This window comes from Bacillus sp. GM2 (assembly GCF_056155945.1).
Map to the genome: position 1 here is coordinate 453,420 of NZ_JBRKSZ010000008.1, position 19,594 is coordinate 473,013.

Below are 19,594 nucleotides of genomic sequence, written 5' to 3' on the forward strand. Positions count from 1 at the left end.
TTTATCCCCCGCTTTCACTTCGCTTCCATAAAAATCCCGATCTCCGCTTTCGCTGCCGGTTTTCCGTTTACTGAGGCGGTTCCGTTGCCGAATAAAAACCCTCTTTTAAAGCGGGAAACTTCAAAATAAAGATCAAGTTTGTCTCCCACAACGACCTTGCCGATGTATTCAGCTTTTTTCACCGAAGACAGAAAGCCGATCTCAGCTGAGTCTTTGAGCGCAGTAAATGCAGCGGTCTGAGCCAGCGCTTCAATGATGATGGAAAATGGCATTTCCTTTTGGTTTCCCGTCATAAACCAGTCGTTTTCCGTTATAAATTTATATCCTTTCACCCATTTTCCCGGCTCGCTTTCTACTACGCGGTCAATGAATAGAAACGGGTATTGATGCGGCAGTACAGAATTGTTCACGCTGATCATCCTTTTTTACATGATTATACCTTACTCTTTTAATTAGCGCGATGACACAGAATGAAGCTGCTGAGCGCCCAAAAATTCCACCAAGACAAAAAGCCGGGGCCTAAGCCCCCGGCTTTGCTTCATCCATTCGATTTCAGATTGTCCGGGAAGACGGTCAGATCCACTCCCCATAAATTCGGCAAAATGTAGAACACAGCTCCGACGATTAAAATCAGTGTGAAAATATTAATGACAAAGCCGGTTCGAACCATCTCGCTGATCTTCAATTTGCCCGATGCGAAAATAATTGCATTCGGCGGCGTGCCGACCGGCAGCATGAAGGCGCAGTTTGCCGCCATTGCAGCAGGCACCATCAATGCGTACGGATGGACATTCAGCGCTAAAGCGAGCGAGGCCAGTACAGGCAGAATCATAGTCGCCGTAGCCGTATTCGACGTAATCTCCGTCAAAAACAGCACCAATGCCGCTGAGATGACAACAATGACCACAAAGTTAAATCCATCCAATACCGTAAGCCTTCCGCCGATCCACTCGGCCAGACCCGTTTCTTTAAAACCGGTTGCGAGTGCCAGGCCTCCTCCGAATAAAAGGAGAATCCCCCACGGCAAGTCCTTCGATACCGACCAGTCCAATACCCTGCCCCCTTTATTGAGCGAAGGGATCAAGAAGAGCAATGAAGCTGCGAATATCGCAATCATCGTATCGTCAATACCCGGTATTTTGTCATCCCATAAAAACGTCCTCGTCACCCACATAAACGCGGCAAACCCGAAGACGAGCAGAACCATTGTTTCTTCAAAGCTCATCTTTCCGAGCTTTCTTTTTTCTTCGAGAATCAGTTCTTTTCCGCCCGGAAGCTCCTTCATCTTGATCGGATGCGCCACTTTCGTCAAGTACAGCCATACCGCTACAAGCAAAATGACAACGACCGGAACGGCAAAAGCCATCCATCCACCGAAAGACACTTCAACTCCGTACAGCTTCTTAATATTGGCCGCCAAAATAATGTTCGGCGGTGTGCCGATCAGCGTACCGAGTCCGCCGATCGTTCCCGCATACCCGATGCTGAAGATCAGCGCTTTTGAAAATTTCGCTTCTTCTCCGGCTAAATCTTTTCTTTCAGATTTCATGACGGCTGATACCTGATGAATGATAGCAGTCCCAATCGGAAGCATCATCATCACCGCGGCCGTATTTGAGACCCACATCGACAAAAACCCTGTGGCAGCCATAAAACCGAGGACGATCCTTGACGTGCTCGTACCCACTACAGAAATGATATTGAGCGCGATCCGTTTATGAAGATTCCAGCGCTCCATCGCAAGTGCAATTAAGAAGCCTCCTAAAAATAAAAAGACGATCGGATCGCCATAGCTTGACGTGACAGCTGCCCCTTCCAGCGCCCCGGTCAGCGGAAGCAGCACGATCGGCAGCAATGATGCAGCCGGAATCGGAACAGCTTCTGTAATCCACCATACCGCAACCCACAACGTGGTCGCCAATACCATTCTTCCTTCATAGCTCAGCCCCTCGGGAAAAAAGAACAAAAGGACAGCGAAAAACAATGCAGGACCAAGCAGCAGCCCGATTTTCTGAGGCGTTTTATAGCTCGGCGGTTTTTCTTCCTTCATGGTTTGCTCAGACTTGATCTTTAAATCGGCATCTTTTCCCGCCCTGACAGGCATGGCGAATAAAAGCAGCCTCTTTGCTTCCCGGTGTGATCTCCAAAGCATATCCCATGCTGACACAACGCTTGATTTCATCAAAAATCCCCCTTCCCCTCTATCGATAAAGCGCTTACAATAGTAACTAAAAAGTAAGCTGCCGACTGTCGACAGTTATAACTTCATTATAACGGACAGCTAATGGCAGTCAACACTTTTTTGTCACAAAATACTCAATATTATGGTAATTTTAGGTTGGTGGTATTTTTCTCTTTTTGCTAGACTATTAGTGATTTCCGCAGTGAAAAATAAACGAGGTGAACAGCGTGAAGTTTTCGATCCAACGTGCAGTCTCTTATCATGATCAAGTCCATCATTATTTAAAAGATATGATTATTAAAGGAGGGTATCGGCCCGGCGAACGGATCTACGAATCCAAAATCGCCAAGGAGCTGCAAGTGAGCCGCAGCCCTGTCAGGGAGGCGATTCGGACACTTGAACAAGAAGGTCTGTTATTGATAGATGATAAATCAAAAATTACAGTTTATGAACCGACAATCAAAGACCTTGAAGAAATATACCAATGCCGCCAGGCGCTCGAATCCCTGGCCGTTTCATTGGCAACCCGCCTTGCTTCAAATGCAACACTGGAGCACATTTCCGAAACGCTCTCTGAAGCGCGTAAACACCAAGAAAGTCAAAGTCCGGAGTCTGCCAATGCGCTGCTTCTCCTAAATACGCAATTTCATGATCTCATCATCGAAACGAGCGAAAACGAACGCCTGCAAAAACAGCTGCTTGATTTGCGGTCGCTGACCTTTTTTTACCGGAGCAAAAACCTTGAAAAACCGGAACGCACCCTTGACATCATCAATCAGCACGAGGAGATTCTGCGTCACATGCAGGACAGAAATGACGCCAAGGCTGCCGAATCAATGTGGAAGCATATAGAGGCAGACCTTTGCTATTTAAAAGAGGTGTTGTTCGGAAGCAGTTCCGCACGCTAAAAAAGCAGGGTTACCCCTGCTTTTTTCAGCTCTGGCAGACAAATTCGGCTGTGCGGTTGATCCCTTTGATGATATCCGGAAGGCGGTCACGTTCATTCACAACATGAACGCGCTGAAACCCTGCGGCTGCAGCCTTCTTCCCCGCTTCTTCCGTGAGGCAGACCGCCTGCAGGCGGGCAGCCGTTTTTTCCGGATGGAGGCCGATTGTCTCCGCCTCGTTTATGAACAGCTCGACGCATGTGCGATTCGCAAACATCACGATATCAACAGGAAACTCCTCGATCTCCCGTTTAATGATCGATGTAAAGCGGCTGTCGATCATCCTGTCATGTGTAATCAATATCTCACACCCGGAGTGCGGTTGATGTTGCACGGCTTCCCTGCTGCCGATCAGCAAACAGCTGCCCGAAACCGGCATTTCCGCCTGCAGAAAAGCGGAAAATCCCCGTTCTTCAAGAGCTGCTTTTACATGCAGATCTGAAGCGTAGAGCCGGCCGAGCATTTCCCTGACATCGATCTTCAAAGCGGCAAGCCGGCTGAAAAATCTGCGCAGTGATGCACTTGACGTGAACAGCAGGCTGTCAAAAGAAGCAATTCGATCTAAAACCGTATCGTCAGGCACCGTTTCGGCTGATTTCCATTTCGGCCATTCAACAACTTCAGCGCCTTGTTCACGAAGCGTCTCCACCGGGACTCGTTCTTCTTCACAGCTTTTGACTGCCATGATGTTCAGCCCGATCAAAGGCTTTTCTTCAAACCAGCTGTTCTGCCTGAATGATACGATGTCGCCGATGACGATGATCGCGGGATTTTTGATTTGATGCTCGGTTATTTTTTCCCTGATATTCTGCAATGTCCCTTTCACGCTCCGCTGCCTGCCCCATGTGCCCCATTGGATGACCATCGCGGGAACAAGGGGAGACTTGCCGTGTTTCATCAGCTGCTCGCATATATAACCAAGGTTTTTGATCCCCATGTAAAAGACGAGGGTTTGGACGCCTTTGGCCAGCCCTTCCCAATTCATCTCCGGTTTGCCCGATTTATCATGGGCGGTGACTACGGCAAAGGATGAAGCGAAATCGCGGTGGGTCACAGGCAGTCCGGCATAAAGAGGAGCGGCGATTCCCGATGTAATGCCGGGCACCATTTCGTACGGGATGCCGTGTTCGCTGACGGCTGCCGCTTCTTCTCCGACTCTGCCGAACACGCTCGGGTCTCCTCCTTTCAGCCGGACCACTTTGAGGCCTTTCAGCCCCTTTTCAATGAGCAGTGCATTGATTTCACTTTGTTTCATATAATGGCGGTCCGGGAGCTTGCCGCAGTAGACAAATTCACATGATGCTTTTGCATGCTCAAGCAGCCGGGAATTGACGAGCCTGTCATACAATATGACATCCGCCGTCTCGAGCAGTGTTCTTCCTTTTAATGTGATCAATCCTGAATCGCCCGGTCCGGCCCCGACAAAATATACTTTCCCATTCCCCATCAACTGTCATCCTTCCATCTGCCGATTCTGTGAACGCGTTTGTTTTTTAAAATAAAGAGGGATCACATTGAGCGACCCTGTTGACAAAAATCGTGACACGTTCGATATCGCTTGTTCAGCCGTTTAATAAACGATATACAAATCTTCGCCTTCAACGATCGTTTCGTATGTCTGAACACACCCTGTGTCAGGCTCTTGGACTTTGCCGTCTTCAAGGCTGATCTTCCAGTCGTGCATCGGACAGAAGACGAATTTGCCGCTTACCATTCCTTCGGCAAGCACGCCCCCTTTGTGGGGGCAGCGGTTTTCAATCGCGCGGACATTGCCGTTAGAAAGCTTGAATACCGCGATTTCCTTGTCCTCGATAAGCACTGTCTTCCCAAGCTGATTCGGCAAATCCCCGATCTTCGAAACAAACACCTTTGTTAAGTTCTTGTTCACCATGTGAATTCCTCCTCAAGTTGATTTCTCATTTTAAGAAGTGACAACATTCTCGAATAGCTGTTTTGTTGTCTTTTCGTCTTCCAAAAAGTCTTTCCACGGGTCTTTATGGACAGACAGGGCTTGATTGATGCGGTCATTCAGCTCTTTGCGTTTTTCTTTATCATTCAATACGGATTGGACGTGGGACAAGCCGACACGTTCAACCCATGCAGATGTCCGCTCTAAATAGTTGGCTGTTTCACGATAGTATTGAAGATACGCGCCTGTAATTTCGATGACTTCTTCAGCCGTTTTGACTTTCATTAACAGATCGCCTGCGCGCAAATGCGTGCCTCCGTTTCCGCCGACGTAAATTTCCCAGCCGCCGTCGATGCCGACGACGCCGATATCTTTAATGCCGGATTCGGCGCAGTTTCTCGGACAAGCGGAAACCGCCATTTTAATTTTGTGAGGCGTGTAGAGCCCTTCAAATTTTTTCTCAAGGTCAATTCCGAGGGCCATTGAGTCTTGCGTGCCGAAGCGGCAGAACTGTTCGCCTACACACGTTTTTACGGTTCTGAGCGTTTTTCCGTAAGCAAATCCTGAAGGCATATCAAGATCACTCCATACTTTCGGAAGATCTTCTTTTTTGACGCCGATCAGGTCGATCCGCTGGCCGCCGGTCATTTTCACAAGCGGAATTTCATATTTGTCGACGACATCAGCGATGCGCCGCAAATCATTCGAATTGGTAACCCCGCCGTACATCCGCGGTACGACTGAATATGTGCCGTCTTTTTGAATGTTGGCGTGCATCCGTTCATTGACGAAGCGGGACTCTCTTTCATCTTCATATTCCTTCGGATTGATCATGCCGAGGTAGTAGTTAAGCGCAGGGCGGCATTTGGAACAGCCTTCCGCCGTTTTCCAGCCGAGCACGTTCATGACTTCTTTCGTATGGGTCAGCCCTTTTTCTCTGATTTCGGCCACGATTTCGTCTCTTGAAAGGTCCGTACATCCGCAAATCGCTTCTTTTTGTGCTGAAGCATCGAACTCTGAGCCGAGCGTATGCTGCAGAATCTCAGCGACAAGCGGCTTACATCCTCCGCAAGAGCGTGATGCGCCTGTGCAGGCTTTAATTTCATCCGTCGACGTGCAGCCCTGCTCTTTGATCGCTTGAATGATCATCCCTTTCGAAACGCCGTTGCAGCCGCATACGATCTCATCGTCGCTCATCGCAGCGGTCAAGCTCATGCCTTCTTCCTGATTCAAAGGCTGCAAGATTGAAATTTTAGAAGTATCTGAAATATCCGCTCCTTTTTGAATCATGGAAAACAACCTGTTGCCTTCGCTGCTGTCTCCGAACAGTACGGCTCCGATCACCTGATTGCCGCGCAGAACGATTTTCTTGTAGATTCCGTCCTGTTCGTCAAACACTTTGAGCGCTTTTTTGTCTTCTCCATCATCCTCATTAAAGTCACCGGCGGAAAAGACCTCAACACCGGAAACCTTCAGCTGGGTTGATAAAACAGATCCTTCATACGGAGCCGTTTCAACGCCGCAGATTTTTTTGGCAAGCACTTTTGCCTGTTCATAAAGAGGCGCGACAAGTCCGTAGGCAATGCCTCTATGTTCCGCACATTCTCCGACAGCGTAAATGTTGGGAACTTCGGTTTCCATGTAATCATTGACGACGATTCCTCTGTTTACCGGAAGGCCGCAGTCTTTGCCGAGCTGAACGTTCGGCTTGATTCCGACCGCCATGACGACCAAATCGGCTTCAAGCATTGAGCCGTCTTTGAATTTTAAGCCTTCGACACGTGTTTCTCCGTAAATTTCTTCTGTCTGCTTTTCCAGCAAAAATTTCATGCCCTGCTTTTCAAGCTCTTTTTGCAAAAGCCGTCCCGCGGTTGCATCAAGCTGACGCTCCATCAAATATGGCGCGAGGTGGATAACGGTAACATCCATGCCAAGGTTAAGAAGTCCGCGCGCTGCTTCCAGTCCCAGCAATCCGCCGCCGATAACGGCTGCTTTTTTGTACGTTTTGGAAGCTTCGAGCATGATATCCGTATCCTTGATATCACGGAATGCTGTTACACCTTCTTTATCCGCTCCGGGCAATGGCAGAATAAAAGGGAGAGAACCTGTCGCCAAAATCAGTTCATCATACGGCTGGACTCTTCCCGCATCCGTGATGACGGTTTTGGACTCCGGATCAACTTTAACGACTTCTTCACCTGTATACAGCTGAATCCCGTTTTCTTCATACCAATCCCAATCATTCAGTGTAATGTCCTTAACATCCGTATCTCCTTGAAGCACTTTGGAAAGAAGAATCCGGTTATAGTTTGGGTGCGGTTCGTTTCCGAAAATCGTGATCTGAAACTCTTCGTTTGAAATTTTAAGAATTTCTTCAACGGCCCTGACCCCGGCCATACCGTTCCCTACAAGGACTAGCTGCTTTTTTTCCACTATGATCCTCCCCTTTTTCAAAACAATTCACTATACGCTCTAAACAAGTATTCTGTTTACATCTTTAAAACTATCACAAATTATAGTTAATTTTGTAAACTTTTTATGACTTTTTATGACAATTCATTCACAAAATTGTCAACCTGCGGACGAATTTTCACGGAGCAAACCTTAAATCCCGGCATTCTGCAAGACGGATCGAGCGTATCCGCTATCAAATCATTCACATTTTGCGAATCTGCCCAATGCATCGGCACAAAAACGGTATTCGGCCTGATGGCTTCCGATAATTTGCTCCTGACAATGATGCTGCCTCTTTTCGACTCCACCCTGACCAGCATCCTGTCGCCAATGTTGTACTTTTCCGCCGTTTTCGGATGGATTTCCATAAATGATTCAAAGTGTCTGGCCTTGAGTGCAGCGCTCCTTCTCGTCTGTACGCCGGTTAAATAGTGAGACATCACCCTTCCGGTCGTCAGATAAAGGGGATACTCTTCAGTCGGTTCATCTTTTTTGATCTTTGGTTCGTTCGGGACGACGCACATTTTCGCTTTTTTGTCCGGGTGGGCAAAGGATGATTCAAACAGACGCTGTGTCCCGGGGTGCCCCTGTTTGGGACAAGGCCATAAAATGCCGCCTTCCTTTCTCAGACGTTCATAAGTGATCCCCGAATAGTCGGCAATTCCGCCGCGGCTCGCTTTTCTTAATTCATTAAAAACATCCTCTGCCGATCGATATGAGAAATAACGGCCTTTTCCAAGAGCTGCGGCGATATCGCAAATAATTTGCCAGTCATGCCTCGCTTCACCAAGGCACGGCTTTGAGGCTTCCCTTAATGTCACTCTGCCTTCCAGATTGGTCATCGTTCCTTCGTCCTCGAGATAGGATGATGCGGGGAGAATGACGTCCGCGAGTCTAGCCGTTTCAGAAAGAAACAAATCAACGGCTGCAAAAAACTTTAATTTTCCCAAAGCGGATTTGACAAAGCCAGCGTTCGGGCTGGATACAACAGGGTTTGAACACATTAAAAATATCCCTGTAATTTCCCCTTCATGAACTTTCTCCATCATTTCATAAGCGGATACACCTTTTCCCGGAAGGTCTTCAGCTTTTATGCCCCAAACATCCGCAATATAGGCGCGGTCGGCTTCGTTTTCAATCGACCGGTACCCGGGCAGCTGATCTGCTTTCTGGCCGTGCTCCCGCGCCCCCTGTCCGTTTCCTTGTCCGGTGACGGCGCCGTAGCCGCAAGCAAATTTGCCGATTTTCCCAGTTGATATTAGAATATTCAGTAAATTTCTGGCAGCAGCCGTTCCGTCTGTTTGCTGTTCAACCCCTCTTGCCGTAAACAGCATTCCCGTCTCCTCGCGGGCAAATTTTACTGCAGCTTTTTTGATCTGCTCGATTTGTATCCCGGTTTTGTCCGCAATGTCTTCAAGTGATAAAGACGCCACATGGCGCTTGACCTCTTCAAAACCTTCCGCTCTCTCTCTGAGAAAAGCTCCGTCTGTCAGCTGTTCTTCAATGATGACTTTCAGCATTCCGTTTGCGAGCGCGGCGTCTGTCCCCGGCTTGATTTTCAAATGCAGATCGGCGATCTTGGCCGTTGCCGTTTCGCGGGGATCGATGACAATGATGTAGGCCCCGTTTTGCTTCGCTTCTTCAAAATACGGCATGATCGTCGGCTGGCACTCTGCGATATTCGTACCTGCGAGGATGATGACCCTTGCATGGGGGATCTCGGAAAGGGCATTTGTCAGCCCCCGGTCCATTCCAAAGGTTTGATTTGCAGCTGTGGCGGCCGCCGACATGCAAAGCCTGCCGTTGTAGTCAATATGCTTCGTCTTCAAGGCGACGCGGGCGAACTTCCCCAGCAAATACGCTTCTTCGTTTGTAATGGACGCGCTGCCGTATACACCAAAAGCATCACGGCCATCTTCATGCTGGATCGCTTTGACTTGCTCTTTAATGTACTGAAGCGCTTCTTCCCATGTCACACGGACGAATTCGCCGTTTTTTTTGATCAGCGGATGGGTGATCCTCTCTGAATGAAACGCGTGCTGGTGGGCGTTCATCCCTTTCATGCACAGCCGTCCTTTTGTCGTCGGATTGTCTTTTCCGACCGCCGTGTATTTTTTTCTTGTCACAATCGTCTGTTCAATGAGCTGCATTTTGCACTGCATGCTGCAAAATGGACATTGGGTGTCATACGTTTTTTCGGATTGCACTTCTTTTTGCTTTGTGCGAAAGTACTTTAGCAATCGTTCTGTCAATTCACATCAGCCCTTTTATCGTTTCTTGCTGAGCCAGCCGCTTCTCTTTTTCAAGCCGTTCGATCAGCTGGCCGCGAAGTCCGTTGTCAAATAAAACTTCCCGGATATGAATGATGCCGGCGCGTTCAATCCAATGCCCGACCTTCTCGAGATAATTTGCTGTTTCGCGGTAATATTGAAGCAGGCCTTTCATGAATTCCCCCGCTTCCTCCGCCGAGTCGGCTACTGAAAGCAGCTCTCCCGGAGAAGCATGCTGTCCTCCTTGGCCGCCCGCATAAATCTCCCAGCCCCCGTTTACTTTGAGAAGTCCAATGTCATGAACTGAAGCGTACACGCAATCGTCCAAACAGCCCGACACCCCGATCGAGACCTTGGCCGGAATGAGGAGGGATTCTGCCGCTTTTTCCAAGTCTGCTGCCAATGTTTGAATCTGCGGTGATCCGCACGTGCACGTTTTAACCGCGGCAATCCGCTTGTGCGGCGGCGGGCAATGCGGCATGCCGAGTTCTTCTTTCACCCGCTCTATATACTCCGGCTTGATACCAGCAAGCTTTAATCTCTGATGGTGTGTCATGCACACCTCTTGAATTTGATATTTTTCAATCACTTCTGCAATGCGCATCAGCTCTTCGGCATTCGTTCGGCCTCCGTACATTTGCGGAATGATTGTATCTGTCTCCTCTTCGTGCTCCTCATAGAGGATGTCCGGACGGATCATTTTTAAATAGTAGTGAATCGCGGGCACGCAAATCCGGCAGCCGCTGCTGTTTTTCCAGCCAAGCGCCGAGATGACTTCGTGAACGGAAGAAAGATTTCTTATCTGTATTTCGTTCACGACTTCATCTTCCGCGAATGAAGTGCAGGCGCACATCGGCTGTTCCGCCGCAGATACGTAATCATCCTGTTCAGCGGTATGGAGCAGCAGTTCTTCAAGCAACGGCCTGCAGCCGCCGCATGATCCGGAAGCATTTGTACAGCCTTTGACCTCCTCGGCCGTCTTTAAACCGTGCGTCTGTATGGCTTCCATGATCGCGCCTTTGGAAACCGCGTTGCATTGGCAGATCGTTTCACTAAGCGCCATAGAAGTGACTGCACTGTCTTCTTCCGATTGAAACAACTCTTTTTTGACAACGGTAATATCCCTTTGTTTGATGATGCTTTCCAACAGCCGTTGGCTGCCGCAGGTGTCTCCGTATAAAATCACACCGGCCATTTTATCCCCTTGAAAGACGGCTTTTTTATAGACTCCTGACGCTTCGTCTAAAAGTTTAATAGCCGTTGTCGAGTCGTCCTCTGTGATTTTCCCTGCCGAAAAGACGTCGATGCCGGAAATTTTTAGAGCTGCGGACTGAACGGAGCCCTGATAACCGGCACATTCGAGCCCGCAAATATGTCTGGCCAGCACTTTCCCCTGTTCATACAATGGCTTGACTAGACCATAGACCGTTCCGTTATGCTCCGCACATTCACCGACGGCGTAGACATTTGGAATATTTGTCTCCATATAGTCGCTGACGATAATCGCCCGGTTTGTTGCAATACCGCTCGTCTTGGCCAATTCGATATTCGGTCTGACACCGGCAGCCATGACGATGAGATCGGCGCTGACCTCCGTCCCGTCTTTAAACCGCACACCCTCGGCGCGGGATCTTCCTAAAATCGCCTCTGTATCTTTATCCAAAAGAAAATGGATCCCTTGACGCTCCAGCTCTTTCTGGAGCATGGCAGATGCCGGCGGATCAAGCTGGTTCTGCATGATGCAGGAAGAGTGGTGAATCACATCAACCTTCATCCCGAGGTTTGCCAATCCTCGCGCCGCCTCAAGGCCCAAAATTCCCGCGCCGATGACGGCCGCTTTTTCAAACCGCTTTGATGCCTTTATCAATGCCCGGCAATCGTCTATTGTTCTAAAACCATATACCCCTTCTTTATCCGCACCATGAACCGGGAGGATAAACGGGGAAGAGCCCGTCGCAATGATCAGTTTGTCATAAGCGATTTCGCGGTTTTGATCTGTCGCCACCGTCTGTTTCTCCGTATCGATTGCGACAGCCGTTTCCCCTGTATAAAGTGTAATCCCGTTATCTTCATACCAGCTCCGGCTTTTTGTCATCACATCGTTCCAATCCGTTTCCCCCTGAAGCACAGAAGACAGCAGAATCCGATTATAGCTGAGGTGTGGTTCGCTGCCGATGATGACGATCTCAAACCGGCTCCCGCCGTGTTGTAAAATTTCTTCCGCAGTGCGAACTCCGGCCATGCCGTTTCCTATTAAAACCAGCCTTTGTTTCCCCATTTTCTCCCCTCCCCTCTGCAGCTTTGCTCTGGATTATTATTTCACATTGCATCGCTAAAGCGTTCAAACCTGTTACATTTCCTGACAAAAAATTTTAGAAACAGGACGGTTTGACCAGTACTCATTGCTGACGCTTTGACGGCTTTTGCTGCCGATGTTAAAGTTCAACATTTTATCACATTTTTTATCACGTTCTGCTTGTTTCTTTTCCTGGAATCTACTAGGCTTAAAATAAAGAACATAAGAAATGGAGGAGGAGAATGCTACCGATTAAAAGAAGACAGCAGATATTGGCGTGGGTCAAAGAAGAAGAATCTCTGCGCATTTCGGACATTTCGAAAAGGCTGAACGTCTCTGAAATGACCGTTTACCGCGACATTAAACCGCTTGTTGAAAACGGACAGGTCATCAAGACGGCAGGCGGAATTGCGCTAAACAAGCCGAAACAGCAGCTTGGGCAGCTTTGCGTCGTTTGCGGAAAAGGGGCAGGTTCGAGGCTTTCCGTGCAAATTGTAAAAAACGACAGTCAAATTGAACAATTTTGCTGCGCCCATTGCGCAATGCTCCGCTATGAGAAAGTGAAAGATGACGTGTCACAGATAATCTGCAGGGATTTTTTGCTGGATACGACGATCAGCGCCAAAGCCGCCGTCTTTTTGCTGGATACGGATCTTCATTTGAACTGCTGCGAGCCGCAGGCGATCCCTTTCGCTTCTGAAGCGGATGCGCGGAAATTCAAAAAAGGCTTTGGCGGACAGCTGTTATCGTTTGACGATGCCGCGCTTCTCGTCCAGAAAACGATGAAGAACAGCTGCTGCAGCCTGAAGACGTGAAATTTTGTTAAAAGATTGGATGAATGTGATGAAAAGAGCAACACTCTGGACAGTTCTCGCTGTTCTTTGTATCATTTTGCTGCCAAAAGCCGCTTTTGCTCACGCATATATCGTAAAATCAACTCCAGCTGAAAATCAGGAGCTGAAAAAAGCGCCTGCAGAAATCAAGATCGAATTCAATGAAGCGATTCAGAACGGGTTTCATTCGATAACGGTCAGAAATTCGTCAGGTGAGCGCGTTGATTCCGGCAAAACGGAAATCGACCCGCAAAACGCTAAAATCATGACCGTCACGCTGAAACCGAAGTTAAAGGATGATATCTACTCGGCCGAATGGAGAGCCGTATCCGCAGACGGGCATCCCGTATCAGGCACGATCCCTTTCAGCATCGGAAACATTCAAGGCGGGCTGCCGAAAGAGCAGCAAAATCAAGCATCAGGCCTGCCGGCAGCCGATACCGTCATGGAACGCGTCCTTTTGTATACCGGTTTCTCCCTGTTCATGGGAGCCGCTCTTTTGCAACTCGTATGGCACCGCCCTGAAAACGGATGGCCGGGTGACAAACGGCGCCGGCTGATGCGGATCAAGAATGCGGCGCTCATATTGACAGGGGCCGCCATCATCATTCAGCTGCCCCTGCAAACCAAAGTAAACGCAGGCGTTTCGTGGAGCGGGGCTTTTCAGCCTTCGCTTTTACAAGAAACGCTTTTGAATACGACGGGCGGAATGCTGTGGCTGATCAACATCGCCATCATCGCCTTGCTTGTTTTTTGTTCGAACAGAAAAGGTCTGAAGAGCGCGATCTTGAGCCTGTTCCTTTTTGCCGGGCTTTTGTTCGTCAAATCGCTCGACGGCCATGCCGCTTCGACGAGCGCCGGCTATATGACGATCGCGATGAACTTCATCCATCTGAATGCCGCTTCCATTTGGACGGGCGGACTCGCGATGATTGTGCTGTTTTTCGGAAAAGACTGGCTGAAGCCTGACAAAAGTTTGATATGGGAAACCATTCGGCGCTTCTCGCCATGGGCGCTCGCTTCTGCAGGGCTTCTTATATTCTCGGGCCTTTTCAACAGCTTCTTTATTGTTCACACACTGGATAACCTGCTCGGGACAGCTTACGGAAAAGCGCTCCTTGTGAAAGCGGCGCTCGTTCTTCTCATGATCGGACTCGGAGCATTTCACTATTTCCGTTTTAGAAAAGCGCCGAAACAGCAGGGCGGCCGTTCGATGAAAGCTGAATGGGCGGTCGGGCTTCTCATTCTGCTGACCACGGCGGTTTTCACCAATATTCCAAGTCCGCCCGCGCCGCTGCCGCAGCCTTTCAGTGAGACGAAGCAGCTGACGGAAGGAAATACGCTGTCACTCCGAATCAGCCCAAACATGCCGGGCTCAAATACGTTTGAAGTCACCGTCAGAAACAGAAAAGGAGACGTCGTCAAAGATATCCAAAAAATTGAATTAACCGTTGAGAAAACCGGGCTTTTCGGGGATGACAAGGAAAGCACGTTCAGCCTCAGCAAAAATAAAGACGGTGTTTTCCAAACGAAAAATTTAAATTTAAGCGAAGACGGCATCTGGAAGATCCGCGTTCACGGATTAACGGCGTCATTTGAGGAAATCAGAACAGTTTTCAATGCAAAAATTAATAAAAAGGAGTTTTGATTATGTTGAAAAAGACATTATGGATGGGTGCAATCCTAGCATCATTTTTGCTTTTCTCCGTGCCGGTCAGCGCACATGTCACGGTAAAACCGACCGAATCAGCAGCAGGCTCATGGGAAACATACACGGTTAAAGTACCGGTTGAAAAAGACAACGCCACAACCAAGGTCGTTCTCATCATGCCGGACGGTGTTGAATTTCAGCAGTATGAACCGGTGCCGGGCTGGAAAACGAGCACTGAAACCGGCAAAAACGAAAAAGTAACAAGGGTGACGTGGGAAGCCGAAAACGGCGGCATTCAGCCTGGTGAATTCCAGCAGTTTACCTTCACCGCCAAAAACCCTGACAAAGAACAAAAGGCCGCCTGGAACGCATACCAATATTATAAGGACGGCACAATTGTCGAGTGGACCGGTGATGATGACGCCGATACCCCGCATGCAATCACAAGCATTGTCGACGCTGCAAAACTCGGACACGAAACGGTTGATGCACACGGCGCTTCAACGAAACAAAACGCTGCCGCAGAAAATGAAGACAGTCAAGGAGGACAAGGGATTCAAACCGCTTCCCTGATCCTGTCGATCCTCGCCGTGCTTCTTGGAGGTGCTGCGCTGCTCTTGACAGTGCGGAAAAAGAAATCGTAAAAAATGAAATGCTGTCGGGAACAACCCGACAGCATTTTTGTTTCATTTCAGTCCGAATCCTGCACGATCTGATAATACATGCCCGTTTTTTGATCGACCACCGGCTCCAAATGAAGCCCGTCATCAGTCTCAAATGTACCATTCAGGCGATCTGCATCCCCTGTATATAACGTGTACTTTCTTCCCTTAGGTGTTGTGAACGGCGCGGAAGCTTCCGCATTCTCCGTTTTCGGGTGGTCCGATTTTACAATTGCGTAATTTAAGTCGCGGTACCATTGATAGTTGCCGTTTTCCCTTTTGATGTGTGCGAGGCCAATCCCCTCTCCCTCCGAATCGCCGAATCGAAAAACGACGACTTGTTCACCGTTTAAATCGATTTTGTCTATAATATCGTCTTTTGTAATGCTTTCATAACGAATGCCGTTCTCAATCGCTTTCTGTTCGCTGTTCACCCATTTGGTTTGTTCCTCAGCCTCTTGGGCGCTCGCACATCCGGCGAGCCAGATCAACAAGAAGAATAAAACTGTTCGTTTTTTCATCCGCTTCCTCCGACTTTAATTGTTTTTTGGCCATTATATGAATTCGGCCAGCGTTGAATATTTCCTCTTTTCAGGGAAATTTCCGAAGCGGCGATTCAAAAATCCGCATACTTATCTTACAATAGAAAAAGTTCTGAATGATCGAGTAGGGAGAGATCGTTAGTATGAAAGTATCGGTTCTGTTTGTCTTGCTTGCGGCAATTTTATGGGGAACGACGGGAACAACCCAGGCATTTGCGCCGAAAGAGGCGGCACCTCTTGTGTTCGGCGCTGTCAGAATGGCTGTCGGCGGCATCACCCTGCTCTTGTTCGCGGCTTTCCGCGGTCAATTGAAACGAAGCGGCTGGCCCGTTAAAACGCTGATCATCGCAGCATTGAGCATGGCATTTTACCAGCCTTTCTTTTTTTCAGCCGTCAGCCTGTCAGGAATCGCCGTCGGAACGGTCGTCGCCATCGGCAGCGCTCCGATTATTGCCGGCTGCCTCGAATGGCTGGTGTTCAAAAAGGTTCCGCAGACGAAATGGTGGATCGCAACTGCTGCAGCGATAGCAGGCGTAGCCTTATTATTCATTCCCTCCGCCTCATCGGGGGGAGCTTTCTCGGCATACTGCTCGCACTTGGCGCCGGTCTTTCCTTTGCCGTCTACACGCTGACAAGCAAGAAACTCCTGCAAAAGCAAAAGCCGGAGGCTGTCACAGGCACCGTATTCTTTTTAAGCGCTGTATTGCTTGCCCCGTTGTTGTTTCTGTACGATCTCGGCTGGATCTCATCGGTTCAGGGAATGGCTGTCAGCCTCTATATCGGGGTCATTGCAACCGGAGCCGCGTACCTGTTATTTACGACAGGATTGGCAAAAGTGCCCGCCTCAACGGCGGTGACGCTGTCGCTTGCTGAACCGCTTACAGCGTCGCTGTTGGGAACCGTGCTTGTCAGGGAATCGCTGCCTCTTGTTTCCTGGGCCGGGATCGCCCTGCTTCTTTTAGGCATTTTTTATATTTCCTATCAGCCCAAAAAGGATAAAATAAACGCTGAACAGATGAAAGCGTAAAAAAAACCCGCCCGGGGATATACGGGCGGGTTTTCATGTTGTCTTGTTATTCATCCAAACCGATGGACAAATATTTTGTTTCCAAATACGGCTCGATGCCTTCCAGTCCGCCTTCGCGTCCGATACCGCTTTCCTTCATGCCGCCGAAAGGCGCCTGAACGGTTGACGGTCCGCCGTCATTCCAGCCGAGAATGCCGTAATCAAGGTTTTCGGATAAATAGATGCCGCGGCGGTAGTTTTCCGTAAAGAAGTATGCCGCTAAACCGTAAGGCGTATCATTGGCGAGCTTGACCGCTTCGTCCAGCGTTTTAAAAGACGTAATCGGCGCAACGGGGCCGAATGTTTCCTCATGCATGATCGTCATTGAAGGATCAACATCCGTCAGCACTGTCGGATGGACAAAGTAGCATGATTTCTCGTCATCGCTTTCGTATTCGGCGCCGATGAGAACTTTCGCCCCTTTATTCACCGCGTCATTGATTTGATCGACGATTTTTTGGAAGCCGTTTTTATTGATGATCGGCCCGATTGATACACCTTCTTCGAGTCCGTTCCCGACTTTCAGCTTGGCGACTTCCGCGCGGAGTTTTTCTGCAAATTCATCCTTAACCGATTCATGAACGATCAGACGGTTTGCACAGACGCACGTTTGTCCGGCATTCCTGTATTTCGAAAGCATCGTCTGCTTAACGGCGAGGTCAATGTTGGCATCTTCATCAACGATCAGCGGGGCATGGCCGCCGAGCTCCATTGACACATGCTTCACCGTCTCGGCGCTGTTTTTCATTAAATGTTTGCCGACAGGTGTTGACCCGGTGAACGTAATCTTGCGGATCAGCGGATGGCTTGTAAAAATAGAGCCGATCTCTTGTCCGTCGCCGATCACACATTGAAGGACGTCTTTCGGAATGCCCGCTTCGTGCCCGAGACGGACGAGCTCAAGCGCCGTTAAAGGCGTATCAGGCGCCGGCTTGATGATAAAGGTACAGCCCGCCGCCAAAGCCGGCGCCGCTTTTCTCGTGATCATCGCCGCCGGAAAATTCCACGGGGTAATTGCCGCAACAGGTCCGACTCCCTGGCGTGTGACGATGATGCGCTTGTTCGTCACAGAGGCGGGAACCGTTCTTCCGTAGATGCGCTTCGCTTCCTCCGCATACCATTCGATATAGCCTGCGCTATATAAGACTTCGCCCTGCGCTTCAGCGTACGGCTTGCCGTTTTCAAGCGTAATCAATTTTGCCAGCTCGTCCTTCTGCTCCACAATTAAATCAAACCATTTTTTCAGCAAGCCCGCTCGTTCTGCAGCCGATGTTTTCGACCATTTTTGAAATGCCTCATGCGAGCGTACGACAGCTTCTTCGACTTCCTTTGCGGATTGCTGGGGAACCGATTTGATTTTTTCTCCAGTCGCAGGATTATATACTTCTAGCATGCTGGTCATGTTGAATCTCCTCCCCTTTACGTTTTGAACTGCTGTTGTATAAAAGAAAACCGATCAATGTCCATCCCGCCAAGATCAGCCACTCATACGGCCATGTGAGCGCGGCCGGCATGCCTGGCAAATAAAAGGCAAGGAAGATAACACTTAAGAGGATAGCAGATATACCCGTTGTTTTCCACTTATTGATTTTATACGGCCTGTGTAAATCCGGCTCTGTTTTTCTCAGCTTCATGAATGCAATCGAGACGATCAAATATCCGACTATAATACCTGTTCCCCCTGCATTGACGATCCAAACAAGGGCAGGGCGTCCGAGCAGCGGGGCAAAAAACGCCAGCGCACCCAGAAATAAAATTGCATTAGTCGGCGTTTTATACTTCGGATGGATGAAGCCGAACCATTTCGGCACCATGCCCTTTTCCGACATTGCAAACAGAATCCGGCTCGCGCCGATGATAAATGCGTTCCAGCTCGTAATGATTCCGGCGACGCCGCCGAGGACAAGCACCGTGCCGAATAGCTGGTTCCCGAGCAGATTGACCATTGCATCCGCGGTTGCCAAAGAAGTCGTCGCAAGCTCGCTTTCTGACAGACCCATCGTTACGCCGAATACAATCAGCAAATAAAACACGACCGCACTGATAATCGAAATAATCAAAATTTTGCCGATGATTTTTTTCGGGGCATTAATTTCAGCCGCAACCTGAGGGATGACGTCAAATCCGACAAATAGAAACGGAATCATGACAAGGACGGACATCATACCGGAAAACCCGTCTTTAAAAAGGGGCTGTACATGTTCGAAATCACCGTTTACCAAGGCGCCGCCCAAAAGGAGAAAGCCCGTGGCGATAATCGCAATCGTAAAGACCGACTGAAAAATCGCGGCCGGCTTGACGCCGAAGTAATTGAGCGCTGTCAGGACGACCGCACCTCCCGAACCGATCAACACCCAAGTGACATACACGTCCCAGCCGCTTAGCGACCAGAGAAACCCCTGATGTTCGACAGGCAGGACGTAATCGATGACGGTCGGCAATGCGACCGCCTCAAATGTAATCACCGAAACATAGCCGAACAGCACACCCCAAGCGGCGACAAAAGCCGTTTTTCGTCCGAACGCCCTGTAGACGAAAATCAAGCCGCCACCCGTTTCAGGGATGGCAGAAGACAGCTCCGCGTACGTTAACCCGATTAAGATGACGAGTATGCCGCCGATGATAAACGCGATCGTGCTGCCCAAAAAGCCGGCTGTCGAAATCCAGTCGCCGGAAAGGACGACCCAGCCCCAGCCGAGCATAGCTCCGATCGCTAAAAATAGCACATCCGTCTGCGACATCGTTTTTTTCATTTGCTGTTTACCCATCAAAATCCGCTCCT

At 49.2% G+C, this 19,594-nt stretch carries 14 protein-coding genes and 1 pseudogene; 5 read left to right on the plus strand and 10 right to left on the minus strand.

Annotation, left to right across the window (positions count from 1 at the left end; genetic code table 11):
- Positions 1-14: 14 nt before the first annotated feature.
- Both ACVC9U_RS17090 and ACVC9U_RS17095 read right to left on the minus strand, forming a co-directional pair.
- Positions 15-410 (minus strand): 3-hydroxyacyl-ACP dehydratase FabZ family protein, encoded by a 396-nt coding sequence (locus tag ACVC9U_RS17090; RefSeq protein WP_165426065.1) that lies wholly within the window; start codon positions 408-410, stop codon positions 15-17.
- 128 nt (positions 411-538) lie between these two features.
- A complete protein-coding gene (locus ACVC9U_RS17095) occupies positions 539-2,182 on the minus strand; it encodes an SLC13 family permease (protein WP_441391325.1) in 1,644 nt (547 codons plus the stop codon).
- Positions 2,183-2,409: 227 nt separating this feature from the next.
- On the opposite strand from ACVC9U_RS17095, the gene ACVC9U_RS17100 reads away from it, so the two are divergent.
- A complete protein-coding gene (locus ACVC9U_RS17100; protein WP_441391326.1) occupies positions 2,410-3,090 on the plus strand; it encodes a GntR family transcriptional regulator in 681 nt (226 codons plus the stop codon).
- Positions 3,091-3,115: 25 nt separating this feature from the next.
- On the opposite strand, the gene cobA is transcribed toward ACVC9U_RS17100, so the two are convergent.
- The 5 genes from cobA to nirB (ACVC9U_RS17125) form a co-directional block, all read right to left on the minus strand.
- Positions 3,116-4,576, minus strand: a complete 1,461-nt coding sequence (gene cobA / locus ACVC9U_RS17105; RefSeq protein ID WP_441391327.1) for a uroporphyrinogen-III C-methyltransferase — start codon at positions 4,574-4,576, stop codon at positions 3,116-3,118.
- Between the two features lie 123 nt (positions 4,577-4,699).
- Positions 4,700-5,020: a nitrite reductase small subunit NirD gene (nirD, locus tag ACVC9U_RS17110; protein WP_059231878.1), complete on the minus strand. Its 321-nt coding sequence runs from the start codon at positions 5,018-5,020 to the stop codon at positions 4,700-4,702.
- Positions 5,021-5,050: 30 nt separating this feature from the next.
- Positions 5,051-7,471, minus strand: coding sequence for a nitrite reductase large subunit NirB (gene nirB / locus ACVC9U_RS17115; protein ID WP_377903431.1), 2,421 nt, complete (start codon positions 7,469-7,471; stop codon positions 5,051-5,053).
- 113 nt (positions 7,472-7,584) lie between these two features.
- The gene (gene nasC / locus ACVC9U_RS17120) at positions 7,585-9,744 is read right to left on the minus strand and encodes an assimilatory nitrate reductase catalytic subunit NasC (RefSeq protein ID WP_441391328.1); all 2,160 of its coding nucleotides are present in this window, start codon (positions 9,742-9,744) and stop codon (positions 7,585-7,587) included.
- A 1-nt stretch (position 9,745) separates the two neighbouring features.
- A complete protein-coding gene (gene nirB / locus ACVC9U_RS17125; protein ID WP_441391329.1) occupies positions 9,746-12,040 on the minus strand; it encodes a nitrite reductase large subunit NirB in 2,295 nt (764 codons plus the stop codon).
- A 260-nt stretch (positions 12,041-12,300) separates the two neighbouring features.
- Here nirB (ACVC9U_RS17125) and ACVC9U_RS17130 point away from each other — a divergent pair, with 260 nt between their 5' ends.
- Genes ACVC9U_RS17130 through ACVC9U_RS17140 form a run of 3 tightly spaced genes read left to right on the plus strand, consistent with a single transcriptional unit; the run spans position 12,301 to position 15,186 of the window.
- Positions 12,301-12,873: a DeoR family transcriptional regulator gene (locus tag ACVC9U_RS17130; protein WP_441391330.1), complete on the plus strand. Its 573-nt coding sequence runs from the start codon at positions 12,301-12,303 to the stop codon at positions 12,871-12,873.
- 19 nt (positions 12,874-12,892) lie between these two features.
- Positions 12,893-14,539, plus strand: coding sequence for a copper resistance protein CopC (locus ACVC9U_RS17135; RefSeq protein ID WP_441391625.1), 1,647 nt, complete (start codon positions 12,893-12,895; stop codon positions 14,537-14,539).
- 2 nt (positions 14,540-14,541) lie between these two features.
- Positions 14,542-15,186, plus strand: coding sequence for a YcnI family copper-binding membrane protein (locus tag ACVC9U_RS17140; protein ID WP_017473977.1), 645 nt, complete (start codon positions 14,542-14,544; stop codon positions 15,184-15,186).
- Positions 15,187-15,233: 47 nt separating this feature from the next.
- On the opposite strand, the gene ACVC9U_RS17145 is transcribed toward ACVC9U_RS17140, so the two are convergent.
- Positions 15,234-15,725, minus strand: a complete 492-nt coding sequence (locus ACVC9U_RS17145; protein ID WP_003178968.1) for a hypothetical protein — start codon at positions 15,723-15,725, stop codon at positions 15,234-15,236.
- 164 nt (positions 15,726-15,889) lie between these two features.
- Between ACVC9U_RS17145 and ACVC9U_RS17150 the strand changes: the two are divergent.
- A pseudogene (locus ACVC9U_RS17150) lies at positions 15,890-16,773 on the plus strand (EamA family transporter).
- Between the two features lie 46 nt (positions 16,774-16,819).
- Here the strand turns inward: ACVC9U_RS17150 and gabD are convergent.
- Positions 16,820-18,214 (minus strand): succinate-semialdehyde dehydrogenase, encoded by a 1,395-nt coding sequence (gene gabD, locus ACVC9U_RS17155; protein WP_009330176.1) that lies wholly within the window; start codon positions 18,212-18,214, stop codon positions 16,820-16,822.
- Positions 18,189-19,580 (minus strand): APC family permease, encoded by a 1,392-nt coding sequence (locus ACVC9U_RS17160; RefSeq protein ID WP_003178960.1) that lies wholly within the window; start codon positions 19,578-19,580, stop codon positions 18,189-18,191. Before ACVC9U_RS17160 ends, gabD begins: the two co-directional genes overlap by 26 nt.
- Between the last annotated feature and the right edge of the window lie 14 nt (positions 19,581-19,594).

Bases quoted from the DNA above. Each gene is read 5' to 3' on its own strand.
- gabD (WP_009330176.1), bottom strand. From the start codon at position 18,214: ATGACCAGCATGCTAGAAGTATATAATCCTGCGACTGGAGAAAAAATC.
- ACVC9U_RS17135 (WP_441391625.1), top strand. From the start codon at position 12,893: ATGAATGTGATGAAAAGAGCAACACTCTGGACAGTTCTCGCTGTTCTT.
- nirD (WP_059231878.1), bottom strand. From the start codon at position 5,020: ATGGTGAACAAGAACTTAACAAAGGTGTTTGTTTCGAAGATCGGGGAT.
- ACVC9U_RS17130 (WP_441391330.1), top strand. From the start codon at position 12,301: ATGCTACCGATTAAAAGAAGACAGCAGATATTGGCGTGGGTCAAAGAA.
- ACVC9U_RS17140 (WP_017473977.1), top strand. From the start codon at position 14,542: ATGTTGAAAAAGACATTATGGATGGGTGCAATCCTAGCATCATTTTTG.
- nirB (WP_441391329.1), bottom strand. From the start codon at position 12,040: ATGGGGAAACAAAGGCTGGTTTTAATAGGAAACGGCATGGCCGGAGTT.
- ACVC9U_RS17095 (WP_441391325.1), bottom strand. From the start codon at position 2,182: ATGAAATCAAGCGTTGTGTCAGCATGGGATATGCTTTGGAGATCACAC.
- cobA (WP_441391327.1), bottom strand. From the start codon at position 4,576: ATGGGGAATGGGAAAGTATATTTTGTCGGGGCCGGACCGGGCGATTCA.
- ACVC9U_RS17160 (WP_003178960.1), bottom strand. From the start codon at position 19,580: ATGGGTAAACAGCAAATGAAAAAAACGATGTCGCAGACGGATGTGCTA.
- ACVC9U_RS17145 (WP_003178968.1), bottom strand. From the start codon at position 15,725: ATGAAAAAACGAACAGTTTTATTCTTCTTGTTGATCTGGCTCGCCGGA.